At 70.0% G+C, this 12,947-nt stretch carries 9 protein-coding genes and 4 pseudogenes; 10 read left to right on the forward strand and 3 right to left on the reverse strand.

The annotated features are described in order from the left end of the window. From AB0I73_RS04285 to AB0I73_RS04315, 7 genes and pseudogenes are all read left to right on the forward strand, one after another. Complete coding sequence (locus AB0I73_RS04285; protein WP_363033611.1) at positions 1-939, forward strand: FAD-dependent oxidoreductase; 939 nt, start codon at positions 1-3, stop codon at positions 937-939. Further along, a complete protein-coding gene (locus tag AB0I73_RS04290) occupies positions 936-3,002 on the forward strand; it encodes an acetoacetate--CoA ligase (RefSeq protein ID WP_363033613.1) in 2,067 nt (688 codons plus the stop codon). The genes AB0I73_RS04285 and AB0I73_RS04290 overlap by 4 nt, the downstream gene beginning before the upstream one ends. Next, positions 2,999-3,991, forward strand: a complete 993-nt coding sequence (locus tag AB0I73_RS04295) for an amidohydrolase family protein (RefSeq protein ID WP_363033615.1) — start codon at positions 2,999-3,001, stop codon at positions 3,989-3,991. Before AB0I73_RS04290 ends, AB0I73_RS04295 begins: the two co-directional genes overlap by 4 nt. Before the next feature lie 39 nt (positions 3,992-4,030). Then, a pseudogene (locus AB0I73_RS04300) lies at positions 4,031-4,312 on the forward strand (ABC transporter permease subunit); the annotation flags it as partial. Continuing rightward, positions 4,312-5,088, forward strand: coding sequence for an ABC transporter permease (locus AB0I73_RS04305; RefSeq protein ID WP_363033617.1), 777 nt, complete (start codon positions 4,312-4,314; stop codon positions 5,086-5,088). The pseudogene AB0I73_RS04300 and the gene AB0I73_RS04305, both read left to right, overlap by 1 nt. A gap of 70 nt (positions 5,089-5,158) precedes the next feature. Then, positions 5,159-5,962, forward strand: a complete 804-nt coding sequence (locus tag AB0I73_RS04310; RefSeq protein WP_363033750.1) for an ABC transporter ATP-binding protein — start codon at positions 5,159-5,161, stop codon at positions 5,960-5,962. 70 nt (positions 5,963-6,032) lie between these two features. Then, a pseudogene (locus AB0I73_RS04315) lies at positions 6,033-6,137 on the forward strand (4-hydroxyphenyl-beta-ketoacyl-CoA hydrolase); the annotation flags it as partial. An 828-nt stretch (positions 6,138-6,965) separates the two neighbouring features. Here AB0I73_RS04315 and AB0I73_RS04320 read toward each other — a convergent pair. After that, positions 6,966-7,412, reverse strand: a pseudogene (locus tag AB0I73_RS04320) (rhomboid family intramembrane serine protease); the annotation flags it as partial. A 332-nt stretch (positions 7,413-7,744) separates the two neighbouring features. Between AB0I73_RS04320 and AB0I73_RS04325 the strand changes: the two are divergent. Together AB0I73_RS04325 and AB0I73_RS04330 are read left to right on the forward strand one after the other, a co-directional pair. Then, on the forward strand, positions 7,745-7,999 hold the full coding sequence (locus tag AB0I73_RS04325; protein ID WP_363033619.1) for a hypothetical protein: 255 nt from the start codon (positions 7,745-7,747) through the stop codon (positions 7,997-7,999). A 412-nt stretch (positions 8,000-8,411) separates the two neighbouring features. Then, positions 8,412-9,140, forward strand: coding sequence for a 4'-phosphopantetheinyl transferase superfamily protein (locus tag AB0I73_RS04330; protein WP_363033621.1), 729 nt, complete (start codon positions 8,412-8,414; stop codon positions 9,138-9,140). Positions 9,141-9,231: 91 nt separating this feature from the next. Here AB0I73_RS04330 and AB0I73_RS04335 read toward each other — a convergent pair whose 3' ends face one another. Continuing rightward, entirely contained in the window at positions 9,232-10,581 is a 1,350-nt protein-coding gene (locus AB0I73_RS04335) for an amidase family protein (RefSeq protein ID WP_363033623.1), read from the reverse strand. Positions 10,582-10,683: 102 nt separating this feature from the next. Beyond that, positions 10,684-11,430 (reverse strand): alpha/beta fold hydrolase, encoded by a 747-nt coding sequence (locus tag AB0I73_RS04340; protein WP_363033752.1) that lies wholly within the window; start codon positions 11,428-11,430, stop codon positions 10,684-10,686. Positions 11,431-12,022: 592 nt separating this feature from the next. Between AB0I73_RS04340 and AB0I73_RS04345 the strand changes: the two are divergent. After that, a pseudogene (locus AB0I73_RS04345) lies at positions 12,023-12,859 on the forward strand (GNAT family N-acetyltransferase); the annotation flags it as partial. Positions 12,860-12,947: the final 88 nt, after the last annotated feature.

The raw sequence follows: 12,947 nt of genomic DNA on the forward strand, positions 1-12,947 counted from the left end.
GTGGCATACCGCGACGTTCGGACCGTCCTCGTCGTCGGTGCAGGCGCCATCGGGACGAGCTGGGCCGCCCACCTGCTGCGGCACGGCCTCGACGTCGTCCTCGTCGACCCGGACCGACCGGCGTTCGAGCGGGCGCGCACCCTGGCGGCGGCCTTCATCGAGGAGGGCGACGGCCCGGCCGACACGCTCGACCACCTCACGACGACGACCGAGGTCGAGACCTACGCGCCGGCTGCCGACCTCGTCATCGAGGCCGGTCCCGAGGTACTCGATGTCAAGCGCGACCTCTTCGGCCGGCTCGATTCGCTGACCGGGGCGGACGTGCTCCTGACAAGCTCCAGTTCGGGCCTGCCGCCCAGCTCGTTCGCAGGAGCGGCCGGCCGTCACCCCGAGCGCGTCCTCGTCGCGCACCCGTTCAACCCGCCCCACCTCGTGCCGCTCGTCGAGCTTGTCGGGGCGCCGACCACGGCGCAGAGCGCACTCCGCGCGGCCGACGCGTTCTTCACCGGGGTCGGCAAGAAGTGCATCACGCTGCGGACCGAGCTGCCGGGCCACGTCGTGAACCGGCTCCAGGCGGCGCTGTGGCGAGAGGCGTACGACCTCGTCGGCCGCGGAGTCGTCAGCGTCGCCGACATCGACACCGCGATCGCCTGGGGGCCGGGACTGCGCTGGGCGCTGCTCGGACCGTTCGCCACTCAGCACCTGTCCGGCGGTGCGGGCGGCATCGCGCACATCCTCGAGCACCTCGGGCCACCGACCGCCGAGTGGTGGAAGGACCTCGGAGACCCGAGCCTGACCCCCGACCTCTGTGCGGCGATCGTGGCGGGCATGACCGAGGAGATGGACACGACCGGGCAGGACGAGGACGGGCTGCGCGCGCGGCGCGATGCGGCGCTGAGAGGCCTGATCCGGGCCAAGGAGGAGGCGGGCCTGCCGTGACCGAACAGAGCACTGAACAGACGGCGGAGCAGCCCCCCGAGCAGACGACCGGACCGGCGACCGAGCACGGCCTCACGCACGGAGACCTGCTCTTCACCCCCGGCGAGGAGCAGCTCACCTCCTCGCGCCTCGCCCACTACCTCGACTGGCTCGCCCGCGAGCGGGGCCTGCGCTTCGACCGCCGACAGCTGTGGGAGTGGTCGGTCACCGATCTCGAGGGCTTCTGGGGCAGCATCTGGGACCACTTCGACGTGCTCGCATCCGTCCCGCCGGAGCGGGTGCTCGCCTCGGCCCGGATGCCCGGTGCCGAGTGGTTCCCCGGCGCTCGGCTCAACTACGCCGAGCAGGTCTTCCGGCACACCGACGACGACCGGGTCGCGATCCACGCGTACTCCCAGACCCGGGAGCCGGCCGCCCTGACGCTCGGTGAGCTGCGCGACCAGGTCGCCCGGGCCCGCACGGTGCTGCGCCGGCAGGGCGTCGGCCCCGGCTCCCGCGTCGTCGCTCACCTGCCCAACCTGCCCGAGACGGTCGTCGCCTTCCTCGCCACGGCCTCGCTGGGCGCGGTCTGGGCCTCGTGCGCGACCGAGTTCGGCGCCCGGTCCGTCATCGACCGGTTCGGCCAGGTCGAGCCGACCGTCCTCCTCGTCGCGGGCGGCTACACCTACGGCGACAAGCCCGTCGACAAGAGCGCCGACGTGGCGGAGCTCGTCGCGGGCCTGCCCACCCTGACGGTCGTCTTCGACGTCGAGTACGGCAGCTACCGCGCGACGGGCACCCACGGGAGCACTGGCGCCCAAGGCAACGTGAGCGGCATGCGGTCATGGCCGGAGGCCCTCGCTGCAGTCGAGCCCGAGCCGCTCACCTTCGAGCAGGTTCCCTTCGACCATCCGCTCGTCGTCCTCTTCTCCTCGGGGACGACGGGGCTGCCCAAGGCCATCGTCCACGGACACGGTGGCATCCTCCTCGAGCACCTCAAGTGCCATGCCCTGTCGTGGGATCTAGGCCCGGGCGACACCTTCCTCTGGTACTCGACGACCGCGTGGATGATGTGGAACGCGCTCGTCAGCGGCCTGCTCGTCGGCTCGTCGATCGTGTGCATCGACGGCAACCCGGTGCACCCCGACCTCGACTGGCAGTGGCGGCTCGCCGAGGAGACCGGCGCGACCGTCATGGGTGCCGCGCCGGGCTTCATCATGGCGAGCCGCAAGGCCGGCCTGCGCCCGGCACGCGACCACCGCCTCCGGATCCGGCAGTTCGCCTCGGCGGGGGCCCCGCTGCCACCCGAGGGCTATGCGTGGATCTACGACCAGCTGCCCGGGGTCGTGCTCAACATCGGCTCGGGTGGCACCGACGTGTGCTCGGGCATCGTCCAGGGTGACCCACTCCTGCCGGTGTGGGCCGGCGAGATCTCCGGCGCCGCGCTCGGCGTCGCGGCCCGCGCCTTCGACGGGGCCGGCCACGAGGTCGTCGGCGAGCTCGGCGAGCTCGTCATCACCGCGCCGATGCCCTCGATGCCGATCGGCTTCTGGGGCGACGCCGACGGATCCCGCCTGCGGGCGGCCTACTTCGACCGCTACCCCGGCGTGTGGCGGCACGGCGACTGGATCGTCTTCTCGCCCGAGGGGCACTGCCACGTCGCCGGCCGGTCGGACGCGACGCTGAACCGTGGCGGAGTGCGCCTCGGCACCGCCGAGTTCTACCGCGTCGTCGAGGAGCTCCCCGGCGTCCAGGACTCGCTCGTCGTCCACCTTGAGCAGGCCGGCGGCAACGGCGACCTCGTGCTGTTCGTCCAGACCGAGCCCGGGCGGCAGCTCGACGCGCGGCTGCGCGCGATGATCGTCGGCGCGCTGCGACACCAGCTCTCGCCGCGGCACGTGCCCGACACGATCACCGAGGTGGCGGCCGTGCCACGCAACCGCACCGGCAAGAAGCTCGAGCTGCCCGTCAAGCGGATCCTGCAGGGCCACCCGATCGACGAGGTCGCCTCCCGCGACGCGCTTGCCGACCCACACTCCCTCGATGCCTTCGTCGACCTCGCAGCAGCAAGGAACACTCCATGACCCGCTTCACCGGCGCGGGCCTCGACCTGCCCGCCCTCCGCGCCATCGACCTGCACGTCCACATCGAGGTCGACGACCACGGCCACCTCTCCATGGACGAGGAGCTGATCAACGCCTCCGCCGCCTACTTCAAGGGCGACCACGGCCGGACCCCGACAATCGACCAGATCGCGGAGACCTACCGAGGCCTCGGCATGGCCGCCGTCGTCTTCACCGTCGACGCGGGCACGGCCCTGGGGCACCCGCCGATCTCGAGCGAGTGGATCGCGGCGGAGGCCGCCAGGCACGCCGACGTCCTGATCCCCTTCGGCTCGGTCGACCCGTGCCGGGGCGCCGACGCCGTCACGCAGGCGCGTCGCCTCGTCGAGGAGCACGGTGTCGCCGGCTTCAAGTTCCACCCGAGCCTGCAGGGCTTCAGCCCGGACGACTCGGCCCACTACCCGCTGTGGGAGGCCCTCGAGGAGCTCGGCGTCCCAGCCCTGTTCCACACGGGCCAGAACGGCATCGGTGCCGGCCTGCCCGGCGGTCGGGGCATCAAGCTGCGCTACTCCAACCCGCTCCTGCTCGACGACGTCGCCGCCGACTTCCCCGGACTGACGGTGATCCTCGCGCACCCGTCGGTGCCGTGGCAGGCCGAGGCGATCTCGATGGCCACGCACAAGGCCAACATCTATCTCGAGCTGTCGGGCTGGTCGCCGAAGTACTTCCCCACGGAGCTCGTCCGGGCCGCCTCCGGGATGCTGCGCCACAAAACGCTGTTCGGCACCGACTACCCCCTCATCACGCCGGAGCGGTGGCTCGCGGACTTCGAGACGCTCGACGTCAAGCCGGAGGCCGAGCCGCTCATCCTGCGGGAGAACGCCATTCGCGTCCTCGGCCTGGACCGGGCGGGCATCAACAAGGACAGCCTCGAGACGCCGGCCACGCCGGCCGCTGAGGAGAAGCTGACCGACCAGAAGCTCGACATCATCAACCAGGTGGTGCCCTGATGACGACCGCCACCACGATCGAGTCGCGCGAGCGGCACCGTGCGGACCGTGACGTGGCCGACCGCCCTGCCGTACGTCATGACCGGCTTCCGGCTCGGCGCGGCCGTCGCGCTGATCCTCGAGATCACCGGCGAGCTCGTCATCGGCACGCCCGGGCTCGGCAAGGAGATCGGCGTCGCCCAGTCCTCCGGTGCGGTTCCCCAGATGTACGCCCTCGTCATCGTCACCGGTCTCATCGGCGTCGTCGTCAACCTCGTCGCGCGATGGGGTGAGCGGCGGGCCCTGCGGTGGCACCCCTCGATCCGAGCGGAGGCCAGCTGATGGCCCACCCCCTGCGTCGCGTCGTGCTCGCCGTCGGCCTGCCGATCGCCCTCGTCGCCGCGTGGTGGTTCGCCACCGCCAACAGCACGAGCTTCTTCTGGCCGCCGCTGCGCGACATCCTGGGCACCTTCGTCGAGACGTGGTGGCCGGACCGCCTCGTCGGCGACGTCCTGCCGAGCCTCGTGAGGCTGCTCGCCGGCTTCGCCATCGCCTTCGTCCTCGGGGTCAGCCTCGGCGTCGCCATCGGCAAGTCCCGTGCGCTGCGGGCCTTCCTCGAGCCGGTTCTCGAGTTCTTCCGCGCCATCCCGCCGCCGGTGCTCGTGCCGATCCTCATCCTCTTCTTCGGCATCTTCGACACGATGAAGATCGTGGTGATCATCACCGGCTGCATCTGGCCGATCCTGCTCAACACGGTCGAAGGCGTCCGGGGTCTCGACGAGATGCTCTCCGACACCTCACGGATCTACCGGCTCTCGAGGCGGGCCCGGCTCTGGCACCACATCCTCCCCGGAGCAAGCCCGCAGATCTTCGCCGGCGCCCGCCAGTCCCTGTCCGTCGGCATCATCCTGATGGTGATCAGCGAGATGTTCGCGGCGAGCAACGGCCTCGGCTTCACCATCATCCAGTTCCAGCGGACCTACGCCATCCCGCAGATGTACAGCGGCATCATCGTGCTCGGCCTCCTCGGCGTCGCACTGGCCCTGATCTTCCGCCTCGTCGAGGCACGGATCCTGCGGTGGTACCTCGGCCTCCGAGCCGCCCAACGAGGAGAGTGACATGACGAGCACGCCGACCGCCCCCGCGACGGACGCCACCGGCGCCCGCCGTGACGAGACGACCCAGCCCATCCTCGACGTCCGCGGCCTGCGCAAGGTCTACCGATCCGGCGGCGGCGCCGTGGAGGCGATCCGCAACCTGACATTCACGATTGCGCCCGGCGAGCTGACCTGCATCGTCGGCCCGTCCGGCGCGGGCAAGACGACGCTGCTCAAGTGCGTCGCCGGCCTGCTCGACGCCACCGACGGCGAGATCCGGCTCGAGGGCGAGCTCGTGACCGGCCCGCCCAAGGGCATGGCCGTCGTCTTCCAGGAGTACGGCCGCCGCCTCTTCCCCTGGATGACCGTCTGGCAGAACGTCGAGCTCCCGCTCAAGGAGAAGAAGGTGCCCGTCGCCGAGCGGAAGCGCCTCGTCACCGAGGCCCTCGCCGCCGTCGGCCTCGCGGACGTCCACCGCGCGCACCCGTGGCAACTCTCCGGCGGTATGCAGCAGCGCGTCGCGATCGCCCGGGCCGTCGCCTACGAACCGCACATCCTCATCATGGACGAGCCGTTCGCCGCGGTCGACGCACAGACCCGGGCCGAGCTCGAGGACCTCGTCCGGGAGCTGTGGCGCCGTCTCGGGGTCACCGTCCTCTTCGTCACCCACGACATCGATGAGTCGGTCTACCTCGGGCAGCGCGTCCTCGTCCTGTCGAACCGGCCGACCGTCATCATGGAGGACGTCGCGATCGACCTGCCTGACGAGCGGGACCAGCTCTCGACGCGCTCCATGACGCGGTTCGCCGAGCTGCGTGGCCACGTCTACGAGCTGATCCAGCAGGCCAAGCGGGGCCGCCGCCCCGATGCGGAGTCCACCGGCGAGGCGGTGTGAGCACCGCCCCCGTCGAGCCCGACCCTCCGACGCGGGAGCGGATTTCGTCCATTCCCTCGAGCGGGGTCAGGCGGTAGAGGAACTGGGCGCCATCGCCCTCTTCCACACCGGCCAGACCGGCATCGGCATAGGACTGCCGGGAGGGCGAGGCATCCGTCTGCGTTACTCCGACCCTCACCGAACCCGAACCCGGCCTGTTCACTCAGCCCCGGGCCTGACCACCACCCATCCCCGCCGACCAGGACCCCTCACCCAACCCCAAGCCCGAAACGGACATTACCTCCCGTACCGCACTCTGGGGACCACAAGACCCTCCTGTCGCACACGCTCGAACGCGTTGCCGCCCGCCGCAACCTCAACCCCAGTCGCCGACAACGCACTTACCCACGCTCCATCAAACGCCCCCATCCCAGCACCTGTCGCGAGCGTCGGCGATCGGACCGAGGGGTGCGTCACCCGGCTCCGCCGACCATCAAGCTGCTTCCGTCCAGTACTCGCGCCCATCCGTGCCCTATCTGAACGGCATTGGGTTCCGTCCCGTGTGCATCGGCATCTCTTCTCCGTTCGGTGAGGCACTCATCGGGGCCCGAGGGTCATTCGTCAAGGCGGACGACCGGCTTGATCAGGGTAGGAGAATGATGCGGAGTGTCGCCGGTTCGACCAACCGGGGAACTCCGGCTGTGTTTCGCGCCGCCTCGTGGTGTGGCATCTCCGACGTGAGGTGCTCGGGGGTCTGTCGGGCTCGGCTGTGAGCCCCTGGGGCCTCCACTCCGAGCTGCGATGGATGGGCTCGGCGTGATCCCTGTGGGGCACTTCCTGTATGACGAGGTGTCAGGAAAGTCGGCAATGGGTCAGCATGAGTCCTGCCAGAGGCTCAAAAGGCCGGCAAAACATGCAGGTGGTTGATTCATTCAACAATCGTCGGCCGGCCTGGGAGTGCAAACATCTCTTATGCGGAGTAGTTCCGGGTTTCCTTGTGCTGTCCGACCCCTGGCGTGCGGCCCTACCACTCCCCTCGGGTCTGTCGTCCGAAGAGGATGCCGCCCGGTTCGGGGGGTGGGGGAGTGCCCGGTTTGAGGGGCCAGACGATCAGCATGCCGACGACGAAGCCGACCACGTGGGCCGCGTAGGCCACCGTTCCGGCGCCGGTGAGGCCCGCGCCCGCCGAGTACGCCGCCTGGAGGACGAACCACAGACCCAGCACGGTCCAGGCCGGCAGGCGCAGGGGCAGGAAGATCAGGAAGGGGACGAGGACCCAGGCGCGGGCCCTCGGGTACAGGACCAGGTAGGCGCCCAGCACCCCCGCGATCGCTCCGGAGGCGCCGATCAGCGGTGTGGTGGCGTTGGGGTTCGTGAGGGCGAATCCGTAGGCGGCCGCGTAGCCGCAGACCAGGTGGAACAGCAGGTACCGCAGATGACCCATGCGGTCCTCGATGTTGTTGCCGAAGATCTAAAGGCTGGACATCAGCGCAGGTCATGGGCGTGATTGCCCAGCCCTGGGTCAGCAAATAGCCAGCAAGCGGCGAGCGGGAGGCCCCGCCCTGCTGACCGCGGCGCGCGTCAGCAGGACCAGGCCCGCCGGTCCACTCGTCCTCCGGAAGGCATCACTCCTTGGCTCGTCAGCTCGCCCGCGGCAGGGGCTCCCTCTTCAAGCCCTGTGACTGCTCCAGGCCCAGCCGGTGCCCGCACGCCTGCACCATCCGGTTTCGCGACGCTCGGGGAAGACAGCGAGAGGAAGCTGGGTATCGGACCCAGGACGCGGCGGTCGACAGGCTGACAGAGTTGTACGCCGACCGGAAGAAGACGGCTCCCACGGTGGCGGAGGCGCGAGGGGAACTGGGGCAGCAGACGATGGAGGAGTACGCCCGGACGTGGCTGCCCCGGCAGCGCCAGATGGCCGCGTACTCGACCGCGAAAAACCCGGCGAGCCCCTTCAGGGCATCCGTCCTGATGGGATGTCAGGACGGGTGCGCGATGGGGCACGGCCAGGCCAACGCGCTCGTCACCCGCTCCCTCACCGAGGACAGCGGTGCCTGACGGTCTTCCTGCCTCGGACCGTTTCCGCACCTGGGGCGTGCGGCAAAGACCCGTCCGGGACGCGGCCTCCGGGCGGGCGCCGTCGCTCTGCGGGCACTCCTGACGGCGCCGCTCGGGACCCTTGCCGACCGGGGTGCCACGCCCCCCGGGCCCCTGGTGCCGGGACGTAGAGTGGGGCGAGCGTGTGTCGTCCCGCGTCGTGGGGCGGCGCGCAGGGACAGGACATGCACAAAGGCAGCGTGCGCAGGGGACACGGACGGGGAAGCGGTGTGTACGAGGACAGGCAGCGTGGCCATCACGGTGCGGCGGGGGCGCTGAGTTGCATGGCGCTCGGGTACCCGCGCGAGTGGCGCAGCCGGTCGGTCGCGCCTGCCGGGCTCTGCCGCATGCTCCCCGGACCGGGGAGCATGCGGTGACCGCCGCCACCGGCCAGGGAGGGCTGCTCACCCGGTTGCTTCCCGACGATGTGATGGTCAGTGAGCTGTTCACCGACCCACCGGACATCGCGCTGTTCCCGCAGGAGGCCGAGGTCGTGGCCGGCGCCGTCGAGGCGCGGCGGCGGGAGTTCGCCACCGCACGGCGGTGCGCGCGCACCGCGTTGGCCCGGCTCGGCGTGGCACCCGGGCCGATCCTGCCCGCCCGGGAAGGTCCGCCGTGGGCGCACCGCGCGCCGAAGTGGCCCGACGGCGTGGTCGGAAGCATGACGCACTGCGACGGATACCGCGCCGCGGCGGTGGCCCGGCGTTCGGCGATCGCCTCGGTGGGCGTGGACGCCGAACCGAACGCCCCCGTGCCCGACGGCGTGGCGGAACTGGTGGCGCTGCCCGAGGAGCGGGGCATCCTCGGCCGACTCGCCGCGGCCGAACCCGCGATCGCCTGGGACAGGCTGCTGTTCAGCGCCAAGGAGAGCGTCTTCAAGGCCTGGTACCCGCTGACCGGCCGCTGGCTGGACTTCAGCGAGTGCGTGATCGAGCCGGATCCGGACCGGGGGACCTTCACAGGAACCCTCAAGGTCCCCGGACCGGTCGTCTCCGGGGAGCGGATCGACCGCTTCGAGGGGCGGTGGCACAGCCTGGCCGGTGAGGGACCCGGCCACCTGGCCACCGCCGTCGTCGTCCGCGGGCAAGGTCCGTTCTCCTGACGCCGCGCTCCGGGTCCGACCCTGACGGGGCGGGGGCGGCGCTCCCGTTCCCCGCTCGTGGCACGTTCCCGCCGCCCGGCTGCCCCGGGTGTCAGCCGACGTACGCCGGCGGCTGACGGTCCTTCCACGGCACGGCCTGCTCCAACTGCGCGGCCACCTGGAGCAGAAGGTCCTCCCGGCCGTGCGCCGCGACGAGCTGCACCCCGATGGGCAGACCCTCCACGCTCTGGCCGAGAGGCAGACTGACGGCCGGGTTCCCCGACACGTTGAACGTGGCGGTGAACGGCCCGTGCGTGAAGATGCGGCTCAGCCAGGAGCGCACCGAATGGTGTGGATCGTCGTAGTTCAGGGTGCCGTGCGGAGCGGGCAGCCGGGCCAGCGTCGGCGTGACCAGCAGGCTGTACTCCTGGAAGAACCGGCCCACGGGCCGGGTCACCCGGTTCTGGGCCTCCATCGCCTTCATGACGTCCAGCACGGTGAACGCCTCGGTCTCGGCGAGTACGCGACGCGACACCGCTTCCAGCGACGAGGGGTCGGGTCGGCGGGGCGCGCCCCTCAGCACTGCGCCACCTGTGGTGACGGCGGTGAGCATGGCGGCCTCGACGACCGCCTCGCCATCGACGTCCAGCCGTGTCTCGGTCACCGTGTGGCCGATCCACTCCAGCACCTTGCCGACGGTCACCGTGGTCTCCGCGACCTGCGCGTCCACCGGTCCGCTCGTCCACGCCGAGGTGGTGAGCGCCACCCGCAGCCGCCCCGGATCGGTACGGATGGCCTCGGCGTACGGGCGCACGGGCGGCGGCGCCTGGTACTTGTCGCCGATCGCCGGCGCGCAGACCGCGTCCAGCAGATGCGCCGTGTCCCGCACGGTACGGGTCACCGCGAACTCCACGAGCTGCCCGAAGGCGACCTCGCCGCCCAGCGGCCCGCACGGGGTGCGCCCGAGACTCGGCTTGAGGCCGACGAGACCGCAGGAGGACGCCGGGACACGAATGGAGCCGCCCGCGTCGTTGGCGTGCGCCAGCGGTACCGCGCCCGCGGCGACGAGCGCGGCCGCGCCACCGCTCGATCCGCCCACCCCGCGCCCGAGGTCCCAGGGGTTGCGGGTGGGTCCGTAGCGCACCGACTCGGTCGCGAAGCTCAGCCCGAACTCCGGCGCGGCGCTCTGCCCGAGCGTCGCCAGACCCGAGGCACGGAACCGGGCCATCAGGTCGTGGTCGACCGCCGCGTAGGCGCCGTTGATGCTGCGGCTGCCGAGCGTGAACGGCACCCCCTGGGCGAAGGGACCACTGTCCTTGATGACGAAGGGGACTCCGCCCAGCGGCCCATCGGGCTCATGCGCCAGGGACGGGTCGAACAACGGCTGGGTCAGCGCGTTGAGATCGGCGTCGGCCCGCTCCAGCGCAAGCCGTGCCACCTGCTCCACCTCGGCCGCGCTCACCTCCCGGTCCCGGATCAGCTCCCGCAGACCGACCGCGTCGAAGGACGCGTACTCGTGGAGTTCCAGTGGTCCCAGCTCCTTGCCCTCGTCGCCGACGCGTGGTCAGCGCCGCGTGGTCGTGGCCCCGATGTGCCTGGTGATCTCCTCGACGACGCTCTCCACGTGGGCACTGACGAAGAAGTGTCCGCCGGTGAAGACCCGGATGCGGAACGGGGCGACCGTGTGCTGCGCCCACGCCCTGGCCTCGGCCACGTCCACCAAGGGGTCGTCGTCGGCCGTCAATGCGGTGATCGGGCAGTTCAGCGGAGGCCCCGGCTCGTAGCGATACGTTTCGATGGCACGGTAGTCGCTGCGCATGGCCGGCAGGACCATGCGCAGGAGCGTCTCGTCGGCGAGCACCTCCGCGTCGGTGCCGCTCAGCCGCTGCAACTCCCTGATGAGTCCGTGGTCGTCGCGCAGATGGACCCGCTCGTCGCGATGACGCGAGGGCGCCCTGCGCCCGGACGCGAACAGCCCCAGCGGCACGCTCCCCCCGGCTTCGAGCCGCCGTGCGACCTCGAAGGCTATCGTCGCCCCCATGCTGTGGCCGAACAGGACCAGCGGCCGGTCCGCCCAGCGCACGAGCTCCTCGGTGATCCGGTCAGCCAGGGTCGGAATGTCGTCTACACATGGCTCGTTCATGCGGTCCTGCCGACCGGGGTACTGCACCGCCAGCACGTGGACGACGGGGGCCATCGCCCGGGAGACGGGGAAGTAGAACGTGGCCGACCCACCGGCGTGCGGGAAGCAGACCAGGCGGGTGCCTGCCTCCGGCGCCGGGTGGAACTGGCGGATCCAGCCGCTGTTCATGGGCAGTCCAGCCACATTTTCACCTCTCGTCGTACAAGCTCTTACTGGAGCGACGGCTACCCTAACTTGGTCTTTAACGTCCGATGTCGAAGCGATGCGTCGAACTCGATCACATGGTTCGGTATCCGGCTTACATCGAAGCGGCCTTCGTCTGAACATGCACCCCGACCAAGGGCACACACGTCCAACACGGAGGCCATGAGGGCGGGCCCTGGATCAAGGCCCCTGAGCAGGGCTGCCTCACCCCTCACGAGACCTGCCGGCCAACGAGGGACGAAACCGGGCCACGCCCTCGCCGCACGACGAAGATGTGTCCGAGATCACGGGGGAGCTTCTGGCTCAATCCTGACTGTCAGTTATGCTTCGCTCGTTGTGTGGCTCCTGCAAGCTTCCTCCAGTGCATGGCCGGTTCCGTCGGAGTTCGGTCTCGTCACATCGGTGACTGGGGGGCGTGGGGCAGTGAGGTGAGCCGTCCGGCACTTGGCCTCGGGCTCGCTCGCGCGGAACAATCGGTACAGCCTTCAGGGGCGAGAAGGACGGTCGTTCGGCCACTGCGAAGTGCCGGGCACGGGGGGGCGGGTCGGACTTACTCATGCTCAACAATCGCAAGGGCGCGGTTCGCAACGCCCGTCTCTCCGACATACCTCGGCTCCTGGAGCTGGAAAGCCTCTGCTGGTCCGAGGACCTTCGGATATCCGAACAAGTCATCAGGCAGCGCCTTTTCGCTCACCCCGTGGGGCAGTTCGTCGTCGAATCCGAAGGCGTCGTCCAGGGTGTCGTCTACTCCCAGCGCATCGACAATGCGGACGATCTCCTCGCCGTGCGATTCGATACGGCCGACCGGCTTCACCGGCCCGACGGCGCTGTCGCGCATGTGCTCTCCCTGAACATCGATCCCCGCGAGCAGGGCTCCGGATTCGGTGACATGCTGCTGGAACATCTACTGACGTGGTGCCATGACACCGGGGCCGCCGAGACGGCGGTGGGAGTGACCCGGTGCCGGGACTTCAAGCGGCATCCGGAGTTCGAACTCCATGAGTACATTCGGGCGACGAACGAACAAGGACGTTGTCTCGACACCGTGTTGCGTATGCATCAGCTGCACGGGGCTGAGGTTCGCCGTCTCGTTCCAGGATATCGCCCCGGTGATCTCGTCAACGGAGGCAACGGCGTCCTCGTGGCCTACGATCTCCCTCGCCGGCGGGAGCGAGTTCGGCAGCTGTCACAGGACGCCTCGGCGCTGTCCTTCGATATCCCCGGAACCAGTCAACTGCACCGCGAGGTACTGGATCTGATCGACGAAATGGTCAGCGGTTCCGACGCATACGAGGGAAACGCGAACCCGCTGGAGATCCCGCTCTTCGAGCTGGGACTCGATTCCGCGGGTCTGCTTGATCTTCAGGAGAGAATACAGACCCGGTACGGCGTTCAAGTCGAATCGCTCTTCTTTTTCGAGCACAATACCGGCGCACGAATCATTTCTTATCTCGATGGTCTCAGGGGAGAGGAACCGAGCC

Source organism: Streptomyces sp. NPDC050388, from assembly GCF_040655635.1.
In the GTDB taxonomy this organism is placed as follows: Bacteria; Actinomycetota; Actinomycetes; order Streptomycetales; family Streptomycetaceae; genus Streptomyces.